General features: G+C 63.9%; 20 protein-coding genes. 9 read left to right on the top strand and 11 right to left on the bottom strand.

Annotation, left to right across the window (positions count from 1 at the left end; genetic code table 11):
• Positions 1-300: 300 nt before the first annotated feature.
• Positions 301-2,718 (bottom strand): DNA topoisomerase (ATP-hydrolyzing) subunit B, encoded by a 2,418-nt coding sequence (gyrB, locus tag F3H26_RS10525; protein ID WP_149776013.1) that lies wholly within the window; start codon positions 2,716-2,718, stop codon positions 301-303.
• A 125-nt stretch (positions 2,719-2,843) separates the two neighbouring features.
• Entirely contained in the window at positions 2,844-3,416 is a 573-nt protein-coding gene (locus F3H26_RS10520; RefSeq protein ID WP_149776012.1) for a TetR/AcrR family transcriptional regulator, read from the bottom strand.
• Between the two features lie 97 nt (positions 3,417-3,513).
• Between F3H26_RS10520 and F3H26_RS10515 the strand changes: the two genes are divergently transcribed.
• On the top strand, positions 3,514-4,080 hold the full coding sequence (locus F3H26_RS10515) for a carboxymuconolactone decarboxylase family protein (protein WP_149776011.1): 567 nt from the start codon (positions 3,514-3,516) through the stop codon (positions 4,078-4,080).
• 5 nt (positions 4,081-4,085) lie between these two features.
• On the opposite strand, the gene recF is transcribed toward F3H26_RS10515, so the two are convergent.
• The 6 genes from recF to mutM form a co-directional block, all read right to left on the bottom strand.
• The gene (recF, locus tag F3H26_RS10510) at positions 4,086-5,186 is read right to left on the bottom strand and encodes a DNA replication/repair protein RecF (protein WP_188127742.1); all 1,101 of its coding nucleotides are present in this window, start codon (positions 5,184-5,186) and stop codon (positions 4,086-4,088) included.
• Between the two features lie 59 nt (positions 5,187-5,245).
• Positions 5,246-6,367: a DNA polymerase III subunit beta gene (dnaN, locus tag F3H26_RS10505; RefSeq protein WP_149776009.1), complete on the bottom strand. Its 1,122-nt coding sequence runs from the start codon at positions 6,365-6,367 to the stop codon at positions 5,246-5,248.
• A 221-nt stretch (positions 6,368-6,588) separates the two neighbouring features.
• On the bottom strand, positions 6,589-7,974 hold the full coding sequence (gene dnaA / locus F3H26_RS10500; protein WP_149776008.1) for a chromosomal replication initiator protein DnaA: 1,386 nt from the start codon (positions 7,972-7,974) through the stop codon (positions 6,589-6,591).
• Positions 7,975-8,511: 537 nt separating this feature from the next.
• Complete coding sequence (rpsT, locus tag F3H26_RS10495) at positions 8,512-8,775, bottom strand: 30S ribosomal protein S20 (RefSeq protein WP_005979273.1); 264 nt, start codon at positions 8,773-8,775, stop codon at positions 8,512-8,514.
• A gap of 230 nt (positions 8,776-9,005) precedes the next feature.
• Positions 9,006-9,782, bottom strand: coding sequence for an enoyl-CoA hydratase (locus F3H26_RS10490; RefSeq protein WP_149776007.1), 777 nt, complete (start codon positions 9,780-9,782; stop codon positions 9,006-9,008).
• 66 nt (positions 9,783-9,848) lie between these two features.
• A complete protein-coding gene (gene mutM / locus F3H26_RS10485; RefSeq protein WP_149776006.1) occupies positions 9,849-10,700 on the bottom strand; it encodes a bifunctional DNA-formamidopyrimidine glycosylase/DNA-(apurinic or apyrimidinic site) lyase in 852 nt (283 codons plus the stop codon).
• Positions 10,701-10,786: 86 nt separating this feature from the next.
• Between mutM and ubiE the strand changes: the two genes are divergently transcribed.
• Both ubiE and ubiB read left to right on the top strand, forming a co-directional pair.
• Positions 10,787-11,539 (top strand): bifunctional demethylmenaquinone methyltransferase/2-methoxy-6-polyprenyl-1,4-benzoquinol methylase UbiE, encoded by a 753-nt coding sequence (gene ubiE / locus F3H26_RS10480; RefSeq protein WP_149776005.1) that lies wholly within the window; start codon positions 10,787-10,789, stop codon positions 11,537-11,539.
• 3 nt (positions 11,540-11,542) lie between these two features.
• Complete coding sequence (ubiB, locus tag F3H26_RS10475) at positions 11,543-13,072, top strand: 2-polyprenylphenol 6-hydroxylase (protein ID WP_149776004.1); 1,530 nt, start codon at positions 11,543-11,545, stop codon at positions 13,070-13,072.
• A 94-nt stretch (positions 13,073-13,166) separates the two neighbouring features.
• Here ubiB and F3H26_RS10470 read toward each other — a convergent pair whose 3' ends face one another.
• Complete coding sequence (locus F3H26_RS10470; RefSeq protein ID WP_149776003.1) at positions 13,167-14,342, bottom strand: acetyl-CoA C-acyltransferase family protein; 1,176 nt, start codon at positions 14,340-14,342, stop codon at positions 13,167-13,169.
• A 117-nt stretch (positions 14,343-14,459) separates the two neighbouring features.
• Here F3H26_RS10470 and F3H26_RS10465 point away from each other — a divergent pair, with 117 nt between their 5' ends.
• The 6 genes from F3H26_RS10465 (at position 14,460) to F3H26_RS10445 (ending at position 19,153) form a co-directional block, all read left to right on the top strand.
• The gene (locus F3H26_RS10465; RefSeq protein WP_149776002.1) at positions 14,460-15,026 is read left to right on the top strand and encodes a helix-turn-helix domain-containing protein; all 567 of its coding nucleotides are present in this window, start codon (positions 14,460-14,462) and stop codon (positions 15,024-15,026) included.
• Positions 15,027-15,143: 117 nt separating this feature from the next.
• Positions 15,144-16,328, top strand: a complete 1,185-nt coding sequence (locus F3H26_RS10460) for a glycine C-acetyltransferase (RefSeq protein ID WP_149776001.1) — start codon at positions 15,144-15,146, stop codon at positions 16,326-16,328.
• Positions 16,329-16,342: 14 nt separating this feature from the next.
• Entirely contained in the window at positions 16,343-17,371 is a 1,029-nt protein-coding gene (gene tdh / locus F3H26_RS10455; protein ID WP_149776018.1) for an L-threonine 3-dehydrogenase, read from the top strand.
• A gap of 64 nt (positions 17,372-17,435) precedes the next feature.
• Positions 17,436-18,323 (top strand): tryptophan 2,3-dioxygenase, encoded by an 888-nt coding sequence (locus tag F3H26_RS10450; protein WP_149776000.1) that lies wholly within the window; start codon positions 17,436-17,438, stop codon positions 18,321-18,323.
• A gap of 3 nt (positions 18,324-18,326) precedes the next feature.
• Complete coding sequence (locus F3H26_RS19620) at positions 18,327-18,596, top strand: hypothetical protein (protein WP_223162481.1); 270 nt, start codon at positions 18,327-18,329, stop codon at positions 18,594-18,596.
• Entirely contained in the window at positions 18,542-19,153 is a 612-nt protein-coding gene (locus tag F3H26_RS10445; RefSeq protein ID WP_223162480.1) for an alpha/beta hydrolase, read from the top strand. Before F3H26_RS19620 ends, F3H26_RS10445 begins: the two co-directional genes overlap by 55 nt.
• Positions 19,154-19,205: 52 nt before the next feature.
• Here F3H26_RS10445 and infB read toward each other — a convergent pair whose 3' ends face one another.
• Positions 19,206-21,689, bottom strand: a complete 2,484-nt coding sequence (gene infB / locus F3H26_RS10440) for a translation initiation factor IF-2 (RefSeq protein ID WP_149775999.1) — start codon at positions 21,687-21,689, stop codon at positions 19,206-19,208.
• Positions 21,690-21,697: 8 nt separating this feature from the next.
• A complete protein-coding gene (locus F3H26_RS10435; protein ID WP_149775998.1) occupies positions 21,698-22,321 on the bottom strand; it encodes an RNA-binding protein in 624 nt (207 codons plus the stop codon).
• Between the last annotated feature and the right edge of the window lie 18 nt (positions 22,322-22,339).

Below are 22,339 nucleotides of genomic sequence, written 5' to 3'. Positions count from 1 at the left end.
TCCGTGAGAAAGCTACCGAAATCAAATATCAGGGGGGTCAAATTTGGACGCCGATTACCCCAATACCGGGGTCAATTTTGCATGCCGGTTCACAGGGGGGTTCTGTGATCTCGCGGAGCCCCCCTTTGTCGTCCTTTCCGGTAGGTATCGACTACAAGCGTGAAGAACCCGTGTGCTTCAGTGGCTTCGTAGGGCCGGCATTGCACCTGCCTACTTGATTTCCTCGCAACGCGCAGACTTTTGGGCAAAGCGCGCAGGCTTATGCGGCGAGCGCAAGCTTATGGGCGGTCGTACACCACCTCAGAAATCCAGGTTCTCAACGCTCAGCGCGTTCTTCTGGATGAACTCGCGGCGCGGCTCGACAACATCCCCCATCAACTTGGTGAACAAATCATCAGCCTCGACCATGTCATTGACACGCACCTGCAACAGTGTCCTTGCGTCGGGGTCCAGCGTGGTTTCCCAAAGCTGATCGGGATTCATCTCGCCCAAGCCCTTGTACCGCTGCAGCGACAGGCCCTTTTCACCCTCTTCCAGAATCGCGCGCAACAGGTCCAGCGGGCCGTGGATGACCTGCACCCGATCCCGTCGGACCAACGTTGCCGGCAGGCTATAGACCTCTTGAAGGCTCTGGGTGAAGCTGCCGGTCTTGCGCGCCTCTCCGGATCGCAGCATCGGGCCATCCAGCGTGCGAACTTCCTCGACGCCGCGCAGGATGCGGGCCAGACGGATGCCGTGATCCTGGGTGATCCGGCCCTGCCAGCCGCGCTCGTATTCCAGCGCGATCAGGTCCAGCCGTGCGGCGACCTTGTCGGCCACGCCCTGAAGGTCGGCATCCACCGCGCCCGGCACGAAGGCGCCCGCAACCGCGGCCTGTTCCAGGATGTGCCGCGGGTAATGCGTCGGGAAGGCGTCCAGCACGCGTTTGAGCTGCCGTGCCTCATCGACCACGCGGGCCAGATCCTGCCCTACGATTTCTTCGCCCGACCCCAGCCTGAGAACCGCGCCCTCGATCCCCTGGTTGATCAGGTAATCGTCCAGAGCCGCCTGATCCTTCAGGTAGACCTCGGACTTGCCGCGCGAAACCTTGTAGAGCGGCGGCTGCGCGATATAGAGGTATCCGCCCTCGATCAACTCGGGCATCTGCCGGTAGAAGAAGGTCAGGAGCAGGGTGCGGATATGCGCGCCGTCCACGTCGGCATCGGTCATGATGACGATCTTGTGATAGCGCAGCTTCGAAATGTCGAATTCGTCCCGCCCGATCCCGGTGCCCAGCGCCATCACAAGGTTGCCGATTTCCTGGCTGGACAGCATCCGGTCGAAGCGCGCGCGCTCGACGTTCAGGATCTTGCCGCGCAGGGGCAGAACCGCCTGCGTTAGACGATCACGACCGGTCTGGGCCGAACCGCCGGCCGAGTCCCCCTCGACCAGGAACAGTTCGGTCTTGGACGGATCCTTCTCGGAACAATCCTTGAGCTTGCCGGCCAGATAGTTCACGTCCATCGCCGTCTTGCGGCGGGTCAGTTCGCGCGCCTTGCGGGCGGCCTCGCGCGCCAGCGCGGCCTCGATGATCTTGCCGACGATGGTCTTGGCCTCGTTGGGGTTTTCCTCGAACCACTCGGCCAGTTTCTCATTGACCATCCCCTCGACCGCCGGGCGCACCTCGGAACTGACCAGCTTGTCCTTGGTCTGGCTCGAGAATTTCGGATCGGGCACCTTGACCGACAGCACGCAGGTCAGACCCTCGCGCGCGTCGTCGCCGGTAAAGTTGACCTTTTCCTTCTTCGCGATGCCGCTGGACTGGGCATAGTTGTTGATCGTGCGGGTCAGGGCGGCGCGGAAACCGGCCACATGGGTGCCACCATCCCGCTGCGGGATGTTGTTGGTGAAGGGCAGGACCGTCTCGTGATAGCTGTCGTTCCACCACATCGCGATCTCGACGCCGATATCGTCGCGCTCGCCCTTGATATAGATGGGCTCGGGCATCATCGGTGTTTTCGACCGGTCGAGGTATTTCACGAATTCCTTGACGCCGCCTTCATAGAACAGCTCGGTCTCAAGCCGTTCGGCCGGGCGTTCGTCAACCAGGATGATCCGCACGCCCGAGTTCAGGAAGGCCAGTTCGCGCAGGCGCTTTTCCAGCGTCTCGAAGGAATAGTCGAGATTCGAGAACGTATCGGTCGAGGCCAGGAACCGCACCTCGGTTCCGGTCCGGTCGCCACAGTCGCCGACCACCTTCAGGTGCTCGGCAGTCTCGCCACGTTCGAACCGGGCGAAATGTTCGTTGCCGTTGCGCCAGATGCGCAGCTCCAGCCAGTCGGACAGGGCGTTCACCACCGAAACGCCCACGCCGTGCAGGCCCCCCGACACCTTGTACGAGTTCGAGTCGAATTTCCCGCCGGCGTGCAGCTGGGTCATGATGACCTCGGCCGCCGAGACGCCTTCTTCGGGGTGGATGTCCACCGGAATCCCTCGTCCGTTGTCGCTGACCGAGACGCTGGAATCGGCGTGAATCTTGACGGTCACATGGTCGGCGTGACCGGCCAGAGCCTCGTCAATGCCGTTGTCCACGACCTCGTACACCATGTGGTGCAGACCGGACCCGTCATCGGTGTCGCCGATATACATTCCGGGGCGTTTGCGGACAGCCTCCAACCCCTTGAGAACCTTGATGGATTCCGCGCCGTATTCCTGATTTGCCTGTGCGTCTTCGGACATGCCGTCAGTACCTATATTATTTTGGTAACTTATACGTTCTCTGGTGGGGATTGTCACGTCATCCCACCAGATTTTGTGCCGGTTCTTTCGGGCGCGGGGCAGGCTGGTCCGTCCGCCCCGGACGGTCACAACCGATCCAGATCGGCGGCGATATCAGCAGCGATTTGGCGGGCATCGACATCGCCGCGCTCGGCCGACAGGCGCAGGCCCAACAAGTCGGACTGGTAGCGCGCCGCCAGCCGTTCGGGATCATGGTCGGCGCCGATCTGCCCCTGCGCCTGCGCCTGCCGGAACAGATCGGCGAAACAGCCTTTCATCCGCGACAGATGGGTCGCGGCCAGTTGCGCCAGGTCGTGATCCTTTGCGCTCAACTCGGCATAGGTCTTGGCCAGCATGCAGGCCTTTGCGGGCGCGTTCGCGGCCTCGACGACCAAACGCGGCTGGGTCTTCAGCGCACCCAGCGGCCCCAGCTCCCGGGCCAGGGCTTCAAGCCGGGCGACACCTTCATCCGCATAGCGTTCCAGCGCCAAGGCATACAAGGCGTCCTTGGACCCGAAGGCGGCGTAGAAGCTGCCTGGCTTCAACTTCAGCGCACGCTCGAGATCCTTCAGGGACGTGCCCGCCCAGCCCTGACGCCAGAACAGGTCTCGGGCCTGCGCGATCAGCGCGTCACGGTCATAGGTGGGTTTGCGAGGCATGTGATCACCAATTCTTGAACGATTACTCAAATATATACTTGAGCGATCACTCAATAAAGCCTATTTCGGACTCAGCCGCCAGAAAAGGAGACCCGAAATGGCCAACTTTCCTTCGCATGACCTCAACACCGCCCCCGAAGGTTCGAAACCCCTGCTCGAGAAATCGCAGGCCGCGTTTGGCCGCCTGCCGGGCCTGCACAAGGTCATGGCCGAAAGCCCACAGCACCTTGAGGCCTATCAGGTTCTGCACCACCTGTTCCTGCAGACCGAGTTCGACAATGACGAGAAAACCGTCGTCTGGCAGACCATCAACGTGGAAAACGAATGCCACTATTGCGTTCCGGCCCATACCGGCATCGCCAAGATGATGAAGGTGTCGGACGAGATCACCGAAGCGCTGCGCAATGAAACCCCGCTGCCCTCGCCCAAGCTCGAAGCACTGCGGACGTTCACGCGGCAGGTGATGAACCAGCGCGGCAACGTCACCGGCGCGCAGTTGCAGGCGTTCTTCGATGCGGGCTATTCCCACCGCGCCGTTCTGGACGTGATCCTGGGCTTGGCGCAGAAAACCATGTCGAACTACGTCAACCACATGGCCCAGACGCCGGTGGACGAGGTGATGCGCCCCTTCCTGTGGGAACGCAAAGTCAGCGAGCCGGCCTGATCCGCTCAGGCGGGGGTGACGGTCGAGCCGTCACCCGCGTCATTGACCTCGAATGACTGTGCCCGGTCGCCCAGTTCGGCGAACAGCTCGGGGCCCGTTCCGGTCATCCAGGCCTGCGCCCCCAGCGCGCAGATTTCGTCGTACAACGCCGCCCGGCGATCCGCATCCAGATGGGCCGCCACCTCGTCCAGCAACAGGATCGGCGGCGCCCCGACCTGCGCGGCCAGCGCCCGCGCGTTGGACAGAATCAACGACACCAACAGCGCCTTCTGCTCTCCGGTCGAACACTCACTGGCCGCGATGCCCTTGGCCGCATAGACCCCGTGCAGATCCGACCGATGCGGCCCCACCAATGTGCGCCCCGCCGCCAGGTCGCGGAACCGGCTTTCGGCCAAGGCCTCCATCAGATCCTGCGCGCTCTCGGGCATGTCCCCTTCGGACTGGACGAGTTCCAGTTCCGCCGAGGGAAAGGCGGTCTCGGCCTGCTCCTGCGCCGCGCGCAACTGCGCCAGAGCACCCAGCCGCGCAGCATGAATGCGATGCCCGGTTTCGGCCATCTGGGCCTCGAGCGCGGCGTACCAGTGCGCGTCGCGCACCTGCTCTTTCAGCAGGCGGTTCCGTTCGCGCATGGCCTTTTCATAGGTCAAGGCGGCCTCGGCATGGCTTGGGTCGAAACTCAGCGTCACCCGGTCCAGAAACCGCCGCCGGCCTTCGGCGCCCTCGATCCAAAGCCGGTCCATCGCGGGCATCAACCAGACGACCCGCGCCAGCTTGCCCAGATCGATCTGGCTGGCTGCCTTTCCGTCGATCCGGACCTGCCGCGCTGCGCCCCCTTCGGACCAGGTTTCGATCTCGGACCGGCGGCCCTGAACGTCCAGCAGACCGCTCAGCTTCCAGCCCAGCGCCTCGGGCCGGCGCGTCATCTCGGCAGCACTGGCCCGGCGCATGCCGCGGCCGGGCGAAAACAGGGATACCGCCTCGAGGATATTGGTCTTGCCGGCCCCGTTCGGCCCGTACAAGGCCACCGGCCGCCCGTCCAGCGCCATGCGCGCCAGCTTGTGCGACCGAAAATGCGAGACCGTCAATTCGGTCAGGGCCAAAGCCATGACCCCTCCCTTCATCCTTGCACAAACACGCGCGCCGGACGCATCCCGCGCCCGCGCGATCAGACGCGCATCGGCATCACGACATAGACCGCGCTCTGGTCATTGCCTTCGCGCATCAGGGTCGGGTCGCCCGCCGAGTTGAACAGGAACACCGCGTTCTCGCGGTCCACCTGGCTTGCGATCTCCAGCAGGTACTTGGCGTTGAACCCGATTTCCAGCCGTTCGTCGCCATAGGCCACGGCCAGTTCTTCCTCGGCCGCGCCGCTGTCGGGCGCATTTACCGACAGGACCAGCTTGTCGTTTTCCAGCTGCAGCTTGACCGCACGGGACCGCTCGGACGACACGGTGGCCACCCGGTCGACGGCCTGGGCGAACTCGGCCGCGTCCACCTCCAGCTTGCGCGCGTTGTTCTGCGGAATCACGCGGGTATAGTCGGGGAAGGTCCCGTCGATCACCTTCGAGGTCAGCGTGATGTCGGGCGTGGCAAAGCGCACCTTGGTTTCGCTGACCGACACCGCGATATCCGCGTCATCGTCTTCCAGCAGCTTGCGCAACTCGCCCACCGTCTTGCGCGGGACGATCACGCCGGGCATGTCCTCGGCCCCCGCTGGCAGGTCCGCGTCGATCCGGGCCAGCCTGTGGCCGTCCGTCGCCACGCAGCGCAGGACCTTGCCGCCCTCAGCGCCATCGGCCACATGCATGTAGACACCGTTGAGGTAATACCGCGTCTCTTCGGTCGAGATGGCGAATTTCGACTTGTCGAACAGCCGCCGCAGCAGGGCCGCCGAAGCGGTGAAGTTCGACTGGTATTCCGAGGACGCCATCACCGGGAAATCCTCTTTCGGCAGGGTCGCCAGCGAGAAGTTCGACCGCCCCGCCTCGACCGTCAGCCGGCCCGCCGCGCTGTCGGCGGTCAGCGTGACCAGCGCGCCATCGGGCAGCTTGCGCACGATCTCGTGCAGGGTCGTTGCCGCAACCGTTGTTGCACCCGCCTTTTCGACCTGCGCGGGGGCCTTGTCGACCACCTCGATATCCAGATCGGTCGCGCGGAACAGAACCTGATCGCCCTCGGCCTCGATCAGCACATTGGCCAGGATTGGAATCGTGTTGCGGCGTTCCACAACGGATTGGGCCTGCGAAACGGCCTTGAGCAGCGTGCCGCGTTCGATGCTGATCTTCATACCCTCAATTCCTCTGATTTGAGTGCTTACATGGGCGGGACTGGCAAGTTAGCGGTTCAGCCCTGAGGCACAAGGATTTTTTACCGATTTCTGGGTCGGAACGCGCAAACCGTCAAGGTCCCGAGCGGCCCTGCGCCCCAGTTCCGTGGAAATCGTGGAAAAATGCGCACAGAAAAACCGCCCCCGCGCAGGGCCGGGGCGGTTTTCCGGATTGCGCGCGCTCAGGCTTCGAGCGCGCGGCGCAGCATTTCCACATCTTCGGCGATCTGACCGTCGGTCAGCTTCAGCTCTTCGATGCGTTTGACGCCATGCATGACGGTGGTGTGGTCACGCCCGCCAAAGCGGCGGCCGATCTCGGGCAGCGACCGGCTGGTCAGCTGCTTGCACAGATACATCGCCACCTGACGCGGGCGGGCATAGGACCGCAGGCGTTTCGGCCCGATGATGTCGGACAGGCGGATGTTGTAATAATCGGAAACCTTGCGCTGGATCTCTTCGACGGTGATCTTGCGTTCCGAGGCGCGCAGTACGTCGGCCAGACAGTCCTGCGTCAGTTCCATGTCGATCTCGCGGCCGACCAGCGAGGCAAAGGCGAACAGCCGGGTCAGCGCCCCTTCCAGAACGCGCACGTTGGTCGAGATGCGATGGGCCAGGAATTCCAGCACGCCATCGGCGATCTTCAGGTCGGGATAGGTCTTGGCGTATTGCTGCACCTTGTTCTGCAGAATGCCCAGGCGCAGTTCGTAATCGGTGGGATGCAGGTCAACCACCAGTCCGCATTGCAGGCGCGACTTGACCCGTTCCTCCAGATCCTTGATTTCACCGGGCGCGCGGTCGGCCGAGATGATGATCTGTTTGTTCTGATCCACCAGCGCGTTGAAGGTGTGGAAGAATTCCTCCTGCGTCGAATCCTTGCCGGCGATGAACTGCACGTCATCGACCATCAGCACGTCGACCGAGCGGAACAGGTGTTTGAAATCCATCATCCGGCGTTCGCGGAGGGCCTGGACAAATCGGTACATGAACTGTTCGGCCGACAGGTACAGCACGTTGAGCGCGGGGCGTTTGGTCTTGAGCTCCCAGGCGATGGCATGCATCAGGTGCGTTTTACCGAGGCCGACGCCACCGTACAGAACCAGCGGGTTGAAGGTGACGGGGCCGCCTTCGGAAACACGGCGCGCGGCGGCGTGGGCCAGTTCGTTGGGCTTGCCGACGACGAAGGTGTCGAAAGTGAACCGCGCATCCAGCGGCGCGGCTTGCAGCGACTCGAGCGCATCGTTCGCGGCCGTCGCTTGTACCGGCATGTCGTTTTCGGCGGGCTGGGGCTTGTCTTCGACAACAGGGGCCGCAGGGCGAGCGGGCGTGTTCGCAGCCACGCGGAACGCCAGGCGCTGGACCGATTCTCCAGCCGTGTTCAGCTCGTACAGGATGAGGTCAGCAAAATTCTGGCTGACGTAGTTGCCCATGAAGTTGGTCGGAACTGAAAATACGGCCACGCCGCCCTTCAATTCCTGGAACTCCAGAGGTTCGATCCAGGTCGTAAAATTGTTCCGGCCGACGGCCTTGAGCAATTTGTTACGCAGTTGTCCCCATTTTTCTTGTGTCATCCAGCGCCTCACGCATCCCATCTTTATTGGCCAGCCGGCCTTATTTTTGTGACCGGTTTCCCGGCTCTTTCGCGTTCACTCGACAACAGATCCCATGTCGCCAAAACCCGTCGGTCTGGCGTCAGAACCATGCTTTCCGTCAACATTCCACCGTACCGCGTCCGTTCTCACGGATACCCGGCGGGCGAATTGCGCCACAGATTTCTTTTCGACAGGGCCAAGATCACCGGAAGACCCGGGATCCCAAGCAGACCGACAAACTGGCCGAAGCCAGCCGTCGACATTCGCCCCCGAATCCTCCCGATGCCCGTCGGTCAGATCACGAGAACAGCCTGTCCCCCCAAGCGAGTGAATCGCTGAACCTATGGTAGCAAGAGGCAGAGGGGCCGGGCAACGAAACTCTGATATTGACTCGGGTCTTCGGGCGAAAGAATCTCTCGGTTTTCCCGAGGCGCGGCATTCTGGCAACAACGAAAAAGGCGCCGCTCGCGGCGACGCCTTCTTGATCGGGATTCGTCAACAAATATTGACGTAAAGTCAGCCCAGCGCTTTGACCCGGGCCGACAGGCGCGACATCTTGCGAGCCGCGGTGTTCTTGTGGAACACGCCTTTGGTAACGCCGCGCATCAGCTCGGGCTGGGCCGCGCGCAAGGCTGCGGTTGCGGCTTCCTTGTCACCGGATGCGATTGCTTCTTCGACCTTGCGCAGGAAGGTGCGGATGCGCGAACGACGTGCTTTGTTGATTGCGTAACGCTTCTCGTTCTGACGAGCGCGTTTCTTTGCCTGGGGCGAGTTTGCCATGTGTCTCTGACCTTTGTTCGGTACGTTTGTTTAGGCTTGCACGTCACGGAATTACCCGCACCGGATCAGAAATCACGAGTGTGAATCGGGCCAAGCGGGCCGCACGCGCATGTATGGTGGCGGTCAATAGCCAAGTTTTCAGTCTTTGCCAAGCCGATTCTCGGCCTTGTGGCCTGCCATGAAAAAAGGCGGGCAGCGCCCGCCTGATCCATCGGTCCTGTCGGCGCTGCCTATTTGTCGCGGAACTGGGCCGCGCGCTTTTCAAGGAATGCGGCCATGCCTTCCTTCTGGTCTTCGGTCGCGAACATCGAGTGGAACACGCGCCGCTCGAACAGCATGCCCTCGCTCAGCGGCACCTCGTAGCTGCGGTTGACCGCCTCTTTCGCGGCCATCGCGGTCAGCAGCGATTTCTCGGCAATCTTCTGGGCCGCGCCGGTCGCCTCTTCGATCAGCTTCTTGGCCGGCACCACGCGCGACACCAGGCCCGCGCGCTCGGCCTCTTCGGCATCCATGAACCGGCCGGTCAGGTTCATGTCCATCGCCTTGGACTTGCCCACGAACCGCGTCAGGCGCTGGCTGCCGCCCATCCCGGCGATGACGCCCAGATTGATTTCCGGCTGGCCGAACTTGGCGGTGTCTGCGGCGATGATGAAATCGCACATCATGGCCAGTTCGCACCCGCCGCCCAGCGCATAGCCCGCCACCGCCGCGATGATCGGCTTGCGGATCGCGGTGATCCGGTCGTTGGCGTCGGCGAACAGGTTGGTGGTGTAGACATCGACAAAGCTCATCTCGGACATCTCCTTGATGTCCGCGCCCGCGGCGAATGCCTTTTCCGATCCGGTGATGACGATGCAGCGCACCTTGTCATTGGCGTCCGCGTCCTCGAGCGCCTCGCACAGCTCACCCAGAAGCTGCGTGTTCAGCGCGTTCAACGCATCGGGTCTGTTGAGCTTGATTAGGGCGACGTGGTCTTCGATTTCGACGATGATCGTCTCAAAAGCCATGAGGTCTGAGCTTTCGGTTGTTCCGTTCAGGTCCATTTCCTTATCACGCGAAAAACTCGGATCAAGCTATCTTTGGCATTGCGCGCAATAGAAGGTCGACCGCCCAGACTGGGTGATTCTGCGGATCTCGGCCCCGCAGCCCTCGGTCCGGCAGGGCTGGCCCTCGCGCCCGTAGACGTCAAAACTGTGCTGAAAATATCCAAGCTCTCCATCGGCTTGCCGGAAATCTCGCAGCGAGGATCCGCCGGCCTCGATGGCCTCGGCCAGCACCGTCCGGATCACCGGAACCAGGGCTCGGACCCGCCCGGCCGAGATCTGACCCGCCTTGCGACGTGGCGACACTCTGGCGCGGTAGAGCGCCTCGCAGACATAGATGTTGCCCAGCCCGGCAACGATTCTCTGGTCCAGCAGCGCCGCCTTGACCGGTGTGCCCCGGCCGCGGAAGGCCTCGATCAGATAGGTCTCGTTGAAATCGTTGCCCAGCGGCTCCGGCCCCAGCACGGCCAGCAGCTTGTGCTGCTCGGCGGTGGCCGTGGGCAGCAGGTCCATCGCCCCGAACCGGCGCGGGTCATTGAAGGTGATGCGCGCGCCGTTGGCCATGTGAAACACCACGTGGTCATGTTTCTGCGGCATCGGGTGATGATGCACGAACTGGCCCAGCGGATCGCCCGACACGGTCATGCGGCCCGACATGCCCAAGTGAATCAACAGGGTTTCTCCGCCGCTCAGATCGGCCAGGATGTATTTCGACCGCCGCCGCAGACGTTCGACCCGCTGGCCGGTCAGCCGTTCGGCCATCCGCTCGGGGAACGGCCAGCGCAGATCGGGGCGGTTCACGTCCGCCCTTTCGATCACCACGTCTTCCATCGCCGGGGCAAGGCCGCGTCTTACTGTCTCGACCTCGGGCAATTCGGGCATTAGACGGCTCCTATTCCAAAGGGCCGCATTGTGCCCCGGTTTCCAGGCCCTATAACAGAGACGAAATTCGACGAACGGCAAGGCTTATGTCCGACAACAGCGACAAGACCACTCATTTCGGTTTCGAAACCGTCCCCGAGGCCGAAAAGGCCGGACGCGTGCAGGGCGTATTCAACTCGGTCGCGTCGAAATACGACGTGATGAACGATGTCATGTCGATGGGCATCCATCGGGTCTGGAAGGACGCGATGATGGACTGGCTGGCGCCAAGCCCCGGCCAGCGTCTGCTGGACGTGGCGGGCGGCACCGGTGACATCTCGTTCCGCTTCCTCAAGCGGGCGGGCCACGGCCATGCCACCGTACTGGATCTGACCGAGCCGATGCTGATCGAGGGCCGCAAACGCGCCGAGGCCGCGCAGATGGCCGACAGCCTGGACTGGGTGGTGGGCGACGCGATGGCCCTGCCGTTCGAGGACAACACCTTTGATGTCTACACCATTTCCTTCGGCATCCGGAACGTGACCCGCCCGCAAGAGGCCCTGAACGAGGCCTACCGCGTGCTCAAACCCGGCGGGCGACTGATGGTGCTGGAATTCAGCCAACTGCCCAATGACGGGCTGCAGAAACTCTATGACCTCTACAGCTTCAACGTGATCCCGCGCATGGGTCAGCTGATCGCGAATGACCGCGACAGCTATCAATACCTGGTGGAATCGATCCGCAAATTCCCAGATCAGGAGACCTTTCTGGGCATGGTCCGCGCCGCCGGATTCGAAAACGCGAAATACCGCAACCTCAGCATGGGCATCGCCGCCCTGCATTCCGGCTGGAAGATCTGACGCATGCGCGGCCCCCACAACATCATCCGCCTGATCCGCACGGGCGCCACGCTGGAGCGCACCGGCGCCATGAACGTGGTGCTGGACGCGTTCGAGGCTCCGCGCGCGTTGCGGGTCGTGGCCCACACTCTGGGCAAACCGTTCCAATGGCTGGGCTACAAGGGCGACCCGTCCATGCCGCCGGCGACCCGGGCGCTGACCGCCCTGGGCCCGGCCTACATCAAGTTCGGTCAGGTCCTGTCCACGCGCCCCGATGTCGTCGGCGAAGAGCTGGCCGGACAGCTCCGTGTCCTGCAGGACAAGCTGCCCCCCTTTCCGCGCGACGTGGCCATGGCCGAGGTCGAAAAGGAGCTGGGCCAGCCTCTGGATCAGATGTTCTCGGAATTCAGCGAACCGATCGCGGCCGCCTCGATCGCGCAGGTCCACAAGGCCAAGATGGCCAGCACAGGCGAGGACGTGGCCGTCAAGGTCCTGCGCCCCGGCATCGAACGCGCGTTCCGCAAGGATGTGGATGCGTTCTATTTCGCCGCCCGGATCGTCCAGCTTTTCGCCCCCGGTGCGCGCCGACTGCGCCCGATGGAAGTGATCGAGCATTTCGACGGCGTCGTCCGCGGCGAACTGGATCTCAGGCTCGAAAGCGCGGCGGCCTCGGAATTTGCCGCCAACACGCAGAATGACGAAGGCTTCTGGCTGCCGCCCGTGGTCTGGTCCCTGTCCGCGCGCCGGGTCATGACGCTCAGCTGGGCCGACGGTATTCCGCTGGGCGACAACGCCACGCTGGACGCCGCAAATCACGACCGCCGCGACCTGGCCGAGCGCGTGCTGCGCCTGTTCCTGCTGCACGCCCTGCGCGATGGCTTCTTCCACGCCGACATGCACCAGGGCAACCTCAAGGTCGCCGCGAACGGGGACATCATCGCCTATGACTTCGGCATCATGGGCCATATCGACGAATACACCCGCCGCGTCTATGCCGAGATCCTCTTCGGCTTCATCCGCCGCGACTACAAGCGCGTGGCCGAGGTGCATTTCGAGGCCGGCTACGTCCCGGCCGATCAGGACGTCGATGAATTCGCCCGCGCCCTGCGCGCAGTGGGCGAGCCGATCTTCGGCATGGATGCCACCCATATCTCGATGGGCCGCCTGCTGAACTACCTGTTCGAGGTGACCGAACGCTTCGGCATGGAAACCCGCACCGAACTGATCCTGCTGCAACGCACGATGGTGGTGGTCGAAGGCGTCGCCCGCTCGCTCGATCCGCATATCAACATCTGGGAAGTCGCCCGCCCCGTGGTCGAGGACTATATCAAGCAGTCCATCGGCCCCCGCGCCGCCCTGCGTGATTTTGGAAAAACAGCGCTGGTTCTTGCACGGTTCGGGCCCCGCCTGCCTGATCTGGTCGAAAATGCCCTGATCGCCCAGACCCGCAAGGATGATCCCTCCGGATCAGATTTCTGGCCCAAGGCCATTCCCGCCGCGATCGGAGCAGTCGCCGGGGCAGTGGCCGTCCTGCTCCTTTCGGGTCTGGGCTGACAGGCGCCGTCGCTTCATCTGGCCGAAAATATCCTCGGGGGGAATCGCGCCCCGGCGCGATGGGGGGCAGACAGCCCCCCTGCCCGGCCCGGGATCAGAGCCGCTCGATGGCGATGGCAATCCCCTGCCCGCCACCGATGCACATGGTGATCAACCCTTTCGACCCGCCGATGCGCTCCAACTCGTACAGAGTCTTCAGCGTGATGATCGCCCCGGTGGCCCCCACCGGATGACCCAGGGCGATGGCCCCGCCATTCGGGTTCACCTTGGCCGGGTCCAGCCCCAGTTCCTTGTTCACCGCCAGCGCCTGGGCGGCAAAGGCCTCGTTGCTTTCGATCACGTCGAAATCGCCTGCCGACAGGCCGGTCCGCTCCAACAGGTTGCGCACGGCCGGAACCGGGCCGATTCCCATCACCTCGGGGCGAACGCCGGCATGGGCATAGCCCAGGATGCGCGCCTTGGGCGTCAGGCCGACTTTCTCGGCGGCATCCGCCGTGGCCAGAACCATCGCCGCCGCGCCGTCATTGATGCCCGAGGCGTTGCCCGCAGTCACACGCCCGTCCTTCTGGAACACCGGCCGCAGCCCGGCCAAGGCCTCGGCCGTGGTGGCCTTGGGATGCTCGTCGACCTTGAAATCGACCATGTCGCGCTTGACCTTGACCTGCACCGGCGCGATCTGGCTGTCGAAATAGCCCGCCTCGATCGCGGCCGCCGCCCGCTGCTGGCTGGTCAGCGCAAACGCGTCCATCTCCTCGCGCGTGATCTGGTGCTCATCGGCCACGTTCTCGGCGGTCACACCCATGTGCCCGGTGCCAAACGGGCAGTTCAGCGCGCCCAGCATCATGTCCAATGACTTGATGTCGCCCATCTTGGCGCCCCAACGCGCCTGCGGCACGATGTAGGGGCTGCGCGACATGCTCTCGGCACCGCCGGCCACGGCAAACTCGGCATCCCCCAGCATCAGCGACTGCGCCGCCGATACGATGGCCTGCGCGCCCGACCCGCACAGCCGGTTCACGTTCATCGCCGGAGTGCCGTTCGGAATGCCCGCCTGCATCGCCGCGACGCGCGACAGGTACATGTCGCGCGGCTCGGTGTTGATGACGTGCCCGAACACCACATGCCCGATCCGGTCGCCTTCGACGCCGGATTTCTCAAGCGCGGCCTTGGTCACGACTGTGGCCAGATCGATCGGCGGGGTCGCGGCCAGCGACCCTCCGAACGTACCGATTGCTGTGCGGGCACCGTCCAGAATCACGATGTCGGTCATGTCTCTCTCCTCTAGGATTTGCGCGCAGTATGCACCCGCAGCATGGGCCTGTCGCGCGGGACGTTCCGTCATCGGCGGAATTGACAATTCGCGCCCGGACGCGCAAGAAATTCCGCCATGACGGAAAATTCAGACGATATCCTGACACGCCTGCCCGCCCGCCTGAAAGAGGCCCGGCGCGCCAAGGGGCTGTCACTGGAAGCAGTGGCCAATCTCAGCGGCGTATCCCGGTCGATGGTCAGCCAGATCGAACGCGGCGAAAGCAGCCCCACGATCTCGACTCTGTGGAACCTGACCCGCGCGCTGCAGGTCGATTTCGCCGGTCTGCTGGAAGAGTCCGAGACCACCGACCAGATCGAGGTGCTGCGCAGCGCCGAGGTGCCCAGCATCGACAACATGGGCCAATCCTGCCGGATCCGCATCCTCTCGCCACCCGAGGAGGCCGGCGGGCACGAGGTCTATGATATCCGGTTCGACGCAGGTGGCGCGTTGAACAGCCAGCCCCATGCCCGCGGTGCGCGCGAACAGCTGACCGTGTTGGAAGGGGCCGTCCGCGTCACCTCGGGCGCCGCGACGATGGAACTGCAGCAGGGCGACACGGCCCGGTATGCGGCCGACGTGGCCCACGCCATCGCAGCACCGGACGGGCCCGCCCGCGTGTTCCTGATCGTCAAGAACGCCTGATCCGCACAAATCGGCCAATTTCCGCCTTCGCGGATTTTTTTCCGCCATACTGAAAATCTCCTATTTGGGACGCGCGTCCGTTATGTTAGATACGCGACTCAGAAAAAGGAGATCGCCATGGCTGATGCATTCCTGTCCCACGTTTCGGACACCCTCTCGCAGATCAAGGCGGAAGGCCTGTACAAGACGGAACGAATGATCACCTCGCCCCAGGGCGGCGAGATCACGGTGGGCGGACGTCAGGTCATCAACCTGTGCGCCAACAATTACCTGGGTCTGGCCGACCATCCGGCGCTGATCGAGGCCGCGAAGAACGCGATGGAGCCCAAGGGGTTCGGCATGGCCTCGGTCCGGTTCATCTGCGGCACGCAGGACATCCACCGCGAACTGGAGCAGCAGCTGGCCAAGTTTCTGGGCAAGGACGATTCGATCCTGTTCGCGGCCTGCTTCGACGCCAATGGCGGGTTGTTCGAACCCCTGCTGGGCCCCGAGGATGCCGTCATCTCGGACAGTCTGAACCACGCCTCGATCATCGACGGGATCCGGCTGTGCAAGGCCAAGCGCTATCGCTACATCAACAATGACATGAACGACCTCGAAGCCTGGCTGAAACAGGCGCGCGCGGACGGGGCGCGGCACATCATGATCGCCACCGACGGCGTGTTCTCGATGGACGGCTACCTGGCCAACCTGCCCAGGATCCGCGAACTGGCCGACAAATACGACGCGGTCGTGATGGTCGATGACTGCCACGCCACCGGATTCATGGGGCCGCGCGGCGCGGGCACGCCGGATCATTTCGGCGTGGACGTGGACATTCTGACCGGGACATTGGGCAAGGCACTTGGGGGGGCAATCGGCGGTTACATCGCCGGGCCGCAGCCAGTGATCGACCTGCTGCGGCAACGGGCGCGGCCCTATCTGTTCTCGAATTCGCTGCCGCCCTCCATCGTCGCCGCCGGGCTCGAGGCGATCCGCCTGGTCGAAGACGGCGACATGCTGCGCAAGCAACTGTTCGGCAATGCCAAATACTGGCGCGCCGGGCTGGAAAAGCTGGGGTTCGACCTGCTTCCGGGTGAACATCCGATCATCCCCGTGATGCTGGGCGAAGCGCAGCTGGCGCAGGACATGGCCGCCCGCCTGTTCGACGAAGGCGTCTATGTCTCGGGCTTTTTCTTCCCGGTGGTCCCGCGCGGCCAGGCCCGCATCCGCACTCAGATGAACGCGGCGCTGACTCGTGACGAGCTGGACCGCGCGCTGGCGGCCTTCGGCAAGGTCGGCAAGGAATTGGGGGTGATCTGATGCGACCCAACACGATGAAGGCGCTGGAGAAGTCCAGGCCCGAAGAAGGGCTGTGGATGGTGCAGGCCCCGGTCCCCGAGCTCGGCCCCGACGAGGTTCTGATCCGCGTGAAGAAGACCGGGATCTGCGGCACCGACATCCATATATGGAACTGGGATGAATGGGCATCGCACACGGTGCCCGTCCCCATGATCACCGGCCACGAATTCGCCGGCGAGATCGTCGAGCTGGGCCGCAACGTGACCGGGTTGAAGATCGGCCAGCGCTGCTCGGGCGAGGGTCACCTGATCGGCACCGACAGCCGCCAGAGCCGCGCGGGAAAGTTCCACCTGGACCCCGGCACCCGCGGGATCGGGGTGAACGAACAGGGCGCCTTTGCCCAATATCTCAAGCTGCCGGCCTTCAACGTGGTGCCCCTGCCCGACGACATCCCTGACGAAATCGGCGCGATTCTCGACCCGCTGGGCAATGCCGTGCACACCGCGCTGAGCTTCGACCTGCTGGGCGAGGACGTGTTGATCACCGGCGCCGGCCCGATCGGGATCATGGCCGCCGCGGTGGCCCGCCACGCCGGCGCCCGGCATGTGGTGATCACCGACATCAACCCCGACCGGCTGGCGCTGGCGCAGCATGTCGTGCCTTCGGTCCGGACGGTGAACGTGGCCGAGGAAGAGCTGCAATCGGTGATTTCCGACCTGGGCATGAGCCAGGGTTTCGACGTCGGGCTGGAAATGTCGGGCTCGCAGGCGGCGCTGGACCAGATGGTCGAGGCGCTGGTGATGGGCGGCAAGATCGCCCTGCTGGGCATTCCGCCCGGCAAATCGCCCGTCGACTGGAGCCGCATCGTGTTCAAGGCGATCACCATCAAGGGCGTCTACGGCCGCGAGATGTTCGAGACCTGGTACAAGATGATCGCGATGCTGCAGAACGGGCTGGATGTCAGCCGGGTCATCACCCACCGTTTCGCCGCCGATGACTTTGCGCAGGGCTTTGCCGCCATGAAGTCGGGAAAATCGGGCAAGGTGGTGCTGGACTGGACCTGACCCTCTGGATAGTTGCAAACGCACCTTCTAGACAGGTGCGCACACATGCCGGGGAGGAAATGAGATGGCCGACAAAGCCAAGGGCGACCGCCCGCTGGAACGCGGAATCGAAGACACGCTGGTGACCGATTTCGCGGACACCCACCGCAAAAGCTATGGCGATTTCCTGCAGCTCAAGACCCTGCTGAACCTGCAGAAAACCTTCCAGGACCCGGCCCAACCGGATGAGATGCTGTTCATCATCATCCATCAGGTCAGCGAGCTGTGGCTGAAACTGATGCACCATCAGCTGGTCGAGGTGCGGCGTTTTCTGCAGCAGGACGAGTTCGGCCCCGCGATGAAGAACCTGGACCGCATCAAGGCGATCCAGCGCCAGCTGATCGCCGCATGGGAAACCCTGCTGACCATGACGCCCGCCGACTACATGACCTTCCGCAAGGCGCTGGGCAATTCATCCGGCTTCCAGAGCTACGGCTATCGCCAGATCGAGTTCATCCTGGGCAACAAGGACACCGCCACCCTGAAGGTGCATGAACACGACCCCGAAGTGATGGAGATGCTGACCGCCGCCCTGGTCAAGCCGTCGCTGTACGACGAGGTGTTGCACATGCTGGCGCGGCAGGGGTTTGACGTGCCGCAGGACCTGTTGGACCGGGACTATTCAAAGACCTATTCCGGCGATCCGCGCATCGTGAAGATCTGGGCCGAGATCTACCGGAACACGGGCCGGTACTGGGACCTGTATGCGCTGGGCGAAAAGCTGATGGATGTGGAATCGCTGTTCCAGCGGTGGCGCTTCGACCATGCGACCGCCGTCGAACGGGTGATCGGCATGCAGCCCGGCACCGGCGGCTCCAGCGGCGTGGCCTTCCTGCGCAAGGCGCTGGAGCTGCGGTTTTTCCACGATCTCTATGATGTGCGCACCGACCTCATGTACGGCGAACAGGGCTGAGCCATGCTGTATCGCGGGTTTTCCCAAGAACAACTGGAACGCGAATACGCGCCCAGTTCGATGATCGGCGGCGACATTGCGCCCTATCTGGCGGCCTATTCGGCGCTCAGCGCGCAGGCGCGGGCGCAACTGACGGTGCAAGAGAACCTGGACTATGGCGACGCGCCCGCGCAAGTGCTGGATTTTTTCCCGCCCGCGCGCCTGGCGCATCACTGCATGTGTTCATCCACGGCGGCTATTGGCAGGCGCTCAGCCAGCGCGATTCGGCGATGATGGCACCCGCGCTGGTCCAAGGCGGGCAGGCGTTTGCAACGGTGAACTACACGCTCGCCCCCGACGCGCGGCTGGGCCAGATGGTCGATGAATGCCGGACCGCACTGATGTGGCTGGCCACCCGGGCCAAGTCGCTGGGGTTCGATGCCTCGCATGTCACCCTGTCCGGGCACAGCGCCGGCGCGCATCTGGCGGCGATGGTCATGGCGACATCGGCCGACCAATTCGCCCGGATCGGCCTGCGGGTGCGCGAAGTCATCCTGATCAGCGGCGTCTACGACCTGGAACCGATCAGCCTGACCCCGGTCAACGATCCACTGCAGCTGACCCCGGTCGAGTTGCACGACCTGTCCCCCATTCTGAACCTGCCGGCGCCCGGGCCGCGCTATCGGGTCACGGTGGGCGAGCGGGACACCGGCGAGTTCATCCGGCAGAGCCGCGACTATGCCGAAGCGTTGCGCAAGGCCGGGCATGCCGTCAGCTTTGATCTGCAGCCGGGCACGCACCATTTCGACATCATCCTCAAGGACGGGACGTTTCTGAACGACCACCCCTGAAAACGAAAACGGCGGCCCCTGGGGACCGCCGCTTCCTTCACTTTCGACCGGATCAATCCAGCGTGCGGGTGACTTCCTCGCGCTCGAAGATCTCGATCACGTCGCCGGGGCGGATATCGTCGTAGTTCTCGAACGCCATACCGCATTCCTGACCCGACTGAACCTCGGCCACTTCGTCCTTGAAGCGTTTCAGCGTCTTCAGCGTGCCTTCGTGGATCACCACGTTGTCGCGCAGCAGGCGCACACCGGCCGAGCGGCGGGCAACGCCCTCGGTGACCAGACAGCCGGCAACCTTGCCGACGCCGGTGACCTTGAACACTTCCTTGATCTCGGCATAGCCGATGAACTTTTCGCGGATCTCGGCGCTCAGCAGGCCCGAGGCGGCGGCTTTGACGTCATCCACCAAGTCGTAGATCACCGAGTAGTAGCGGATCTCGACGCCCTTCTGGTTGGCGGTGTTGCGCGCCGATGCGTTGGCCCGCACGTTGAAGCCAAAGACCGGAGCCCCCGACGCTTCGGCCAGGCCGATATCGGTTTCGGTGATGGCGCCGACGCCCGAGTGCAGCACGCGCACGCGCACCTCGTCGTTGCCGATCTTCTCCATCGCCTGCACGATCGCCTCGGCCGAACCCTGCACGTCGGCCTTGACCAGAATGGGCAGCTCGGCCACGTTCTCGTCTTCCTTGGCCTTCTGCATCAGCTGTTCCAGCGTGGTCGCGGCACCGGCGGCGGCGCGCTTGTCCTTGGCGACCTGCGCGCGGTACTCGGCGATCTCGCGGGCCTGCGCCTCGGTCTCGGTCACGTTCAGAACGTCACCGGCCTCGGGCGTGCCGTTGAGGCCCAGAACCTCGACCGGAACCGACGGGCCGGCTTCTTTCACGCGTTCGCCCTTGTCGTTGATCAGCGCGCGGACCTTGCCGTACTGCTCGCCCACGACGAAGATGTCGCCCTGGTGCAGCGTGCCCTTCTGGACCAGAACGGTCGCGACCGGGCCACGGCCCACGTCCAGCTGAGCCTCGATCACGGCGCCCTGCGCGGCGCGGTTCGGGTTGGCCTTCAGCTCCAGGATCTCGGCCTGCAGCGCGATGGCTTCCAGCAGGTCGTCCAGACCCTGACCGGTGATGGCCGACACTTCGACATCCTGCACGTCGCCGGACATCTTTTCGACGATCACCTCGTGCTGCAGCAGGTCGGTGCGCACCTTGTCGGGGTTCGCTTCGGGCTTGTCGATCTTGTTGATCGCCACGATCATCGGAACACCGGCGGCCTTGGCGTGGTTGATCGCCTCGACCGTCTGCGGCATCACCGCGTCATCGGCCGCAACCACCAGAACGACGATATCCGTCACCTGAGCCCCGCGCGAACGCATCGAGGTAAAGGCCGCGTGGCCCGGCGTATCCAGGAAGGTCAGCGTGGTGCCGTCCTTGGTCTGCACCTGGTAGGCGCCGATATGCTGGGTGATGCCACCGGCCTCGCCCGACACGACCTTGGTGTTGCGGATCGCGTCCAGCAGAGAGGTCTTGCCGTGGTCGACGTGGCCCATGATGGTGATGACCGGCGGACGCGGCTGCAGGTCTTCTTCCTTGTCCTCGATATCGGCGATGACGTCCTCGACATCGGCGTCGGACACCCGCACGACCTTGTGGCCGAATTCCTCGATGATCAATTCGGCGGTGTCGGCGTCGATGCTCTGGTTCTGCGTGACCATCATGCCCATGTTCATCAGCGACTTGACGACGTCGGACACGCGTTCCGCCATGCGGTTGGCCAGTTCCGAGACCACGATCGTCTCGGGCAGCTGAACCTCGCGGATCACCTTTTCACGCTCGACCGAGCCACCCATGGCCTTCTGGCGCGCGCGTTCCTGCTTGCGCTTCATCGCGGCCATGGACCGCTGACGCCCACCTTCGCCGCCCGAAAGCGCCTGGTTCAGGGTCAGCTTGCCCGAACGGCGGCCATCGTCACGGCCCTTGCCGCGGTTCTGGCGCTGGTCGCGCTCGCGGTCGGTCTTGCGCGGCGATTCGGCGGGCGCCTTGCCCGTCGGCGCGGCCTTGGGCTTGGGCGCTTCTTTCGCCGCGGCGGCCTCGGCGGCCGCGCGCTGAGCGGCGGTCTCGGCCTCCTTGCGCTTGCGCTCTTCTTCTTCCGCCTTCCGGCGCGCCTTTTCTTCGGCCTCGCGCTGTTCGCGCTCCTTGGCCTCCTGTTCGGCGCGGCGACGCTCGCGCTCTTCGGCACGCGCCTTTTCCTCGGCCTCGCGCTTGGCGGCCTCTTCGGCCTCGCGTGCCTTGGCGGCCTGCAACGCCTTCAGGCGCCGGGCCATTTCGGCGTCGGAAATCCCGGCCGGCCGGCGCGAAGGATCACCCGCCGGCGCAGCGCCGCCGCTGGGTTTGGTCGCTCCCGGCTTGGGAACCACCACGCGTTTGCGTTTGGTTTCCACCACGACATTCTTGGTCCGTCCGTGGCTGAAACTCTGTTTCACGTTCCCGGGGCGTGCCCCGCCACGCAGACCCAATGTCTTTTTGCCGTCACTATCGCTCATAAAGCTTCTTACCCTTCCGCGCGGCCCTTGCCGCCGTCATCCGTTTCGCGCAAGCCACGCAGGCGCTGCGCTTCCTCTACAACACGTTTGGCGAGTCCGCCAGAGGCGAGCGCCGCATGAATCACCGTTTGGCGCCCAAATGCCTGTCCAAGCTCGTCCGCGGTCAGCCAGCCGATGTATTTGCCGAAATGCGGCGTGCTCAGCTTGGACTTGCCGCGCCCCGACCCGTCAACCGCTTGGATCAGCACCCAGGCCTGTTCCCGGTCCAGCCAGGTCTTGACCTTTTCATAGCCCGCGACCGCGTCACCCGACTTGCGCGCCAGACTGATCAGTTCGACCACCCGGCGCGACAATTGGCGTTCGACCTCGTCCACCAGGTTCTGCGGCACGGTGACCTGCGCCTTGAACCCGCGCGCGAACAGCTTCTTGCCGACGGCCGTGTCCAGCGCCTTGCGGTCCGCCGAGACATAGACCCCACGCCCCGGCAATTTCGCCGCGACGTCCGGAAACACCTGCCCGTCCGGGCCGGTCACAAAGCGGATCAGGCCGAATTTCGGCTGCACATCGCCCGTGGCGATGCATTTCCGCTCTGGCCCGTCGGACCGATCCTTATGGACGCCACCGCGACTCATTCACGTCACCCGAGGCCC

Origin of the sequence: Ruegeria intermedia (assembly GCF_900129345.1) — a bacterium.
Classification (GTDB): Bacteria; Pseudomonadota; Alphaproteobacteria; order Rhodobacterales; family Rhodobacteraceae; genus Ruegeria; species Ruegeria intermedia.
The sequence above is the reverse complement of the archived record's forward strand: the minus strand, read 5'-3'. Positions and strand labels throughout refer to the sequence as shown.

Bases quoted from the DNA above. Each gene is read 5' to 3' on its own strand.
- gyrB (WP_149776013.1), bottom strand. From the start codon at position 2,718: ATGTCCGAAGACGCACAGGCAAATCAGGAATACGGCGCGGAATCCATC.
- F3H26_RS10520 (WP_149776012.1), bottom strand. From the start codon at position 3,416: ATGCCTCGCAAACCCACCTATGACCGTGACGCGCTGATCGCGCAGGCC.
- F3H26_RS10515 (WP_149776011.1), top strand. From the start codon at position 3,514: ATGGCCAACTTTCCTTCGCATGACCTCAACACCGCCCCCGAAGGTTCG.
- recF (WP_188127742.1), bottom strand. From the start codon at position 5,186: ATGGCTTTGGCCCTGACCGAATTGACGGTCTCGCATTTTCGGTCGCAC.
- dnaN (WP_149776009.1), bottom strand. From the start codon at position 6,367: ATGAAGATCAGCATCGAACGCGGCACGCTGCTCAAGGCCGTTTCGCAG.
- dnaA (WP_149776008.1), bottom strand. From the start codon at position 7,974: ATGACACAAGAAAAATGGGGACAACTGCGTAACAAATTGCTCAAGGCC.
- rpsT (WP_005979273.1), bottom strand. From the start codon at position 8,775: ATGGCAAACTCGCCCCAGGCAAAGAAACGCGCTCGTCAGAACGAGAAG.
- F3H26_RS10490 (WP_149776007.1), bottom strand. From the start codon at position 9,782: ATGGCTTTTGAGACGATCATCGTCGAAATCGAAGACCACGTCGCCCTA.
- mutM (WP_149776006.1), bottom strand. From the start codon at position 10,700: ATGCCCGAATTGCCCGAGGTCGAGACAGTAAGACGCGGCCTTGCCCCG.
- ubiE (WP_149776005.1), top strand. From the start codon at position 10,787: ATGTCCGACAACAGCGACAAGACCACTCATTTCGGTTTCGAAACCGTC.
- ubiB (WP_149776004.1), top strand. From the start codon at position 11,543: ATGCGCGGCCCCCACAACATCATCCGCCTGATCCGCACGGGCGCCACG.
- F3H26_RS10470 (WP_149776003.1), bottom strand. From the start codon at position 14,342: ATGACCGACATCGTGATTCTGGACGGTGCCCGCACAGCAATCGGTACG.
- F3H26_RS10465 (WP_149776002.1), top strand. From the start codon at position 14,460: ATGACGGAAAATTCAGACGATATCCTGACACGCCTGCCCGCCCGCCTG.
- F3H26_RS10460 (WP_149776001.1), top strand. From the start codon at position 15,144: ATGGCTGATGCATTCCTGTCCCACGTTTCGGACACCCTCTCGCAGATC.
- tdh (WP_149776018.1), top strand. From the start codon at position 16,343: ATGAAGGCGCTGGAGAAGTCCAGGCCCGAAGAAGGGCTGTGGATGGTG.
- F3H26_RS10450 (WP_149776000.1), top strand. From the start codon at position 17,436: ATGGCCGACAAAGCCAAGGGCGACCGCCCGCTGGAACGCGGAATCGAA.
- F3H26_RS19620 (WP_223162481.1), top strand. From the start codon at position 18,327: ATGCTGTATCGCGGGTTTTCCCAAGAACAACTGGAACGCGAATACGCG.
- infB (WP_149775999.1), bottom strand. From the start codon at position 21,689: ATGAGCGATAGTGACGGCAAAAAGACATTGGGTCTGCGTGGCGGGGCA.
- F3H26_RS10435 (WP_149775998.1), bottom strand. From the start codon at position 22,321: ATGAGTCGCGGTGGCGTCCATAAGGATCGGTCCGACGGGCCAGAGCGG.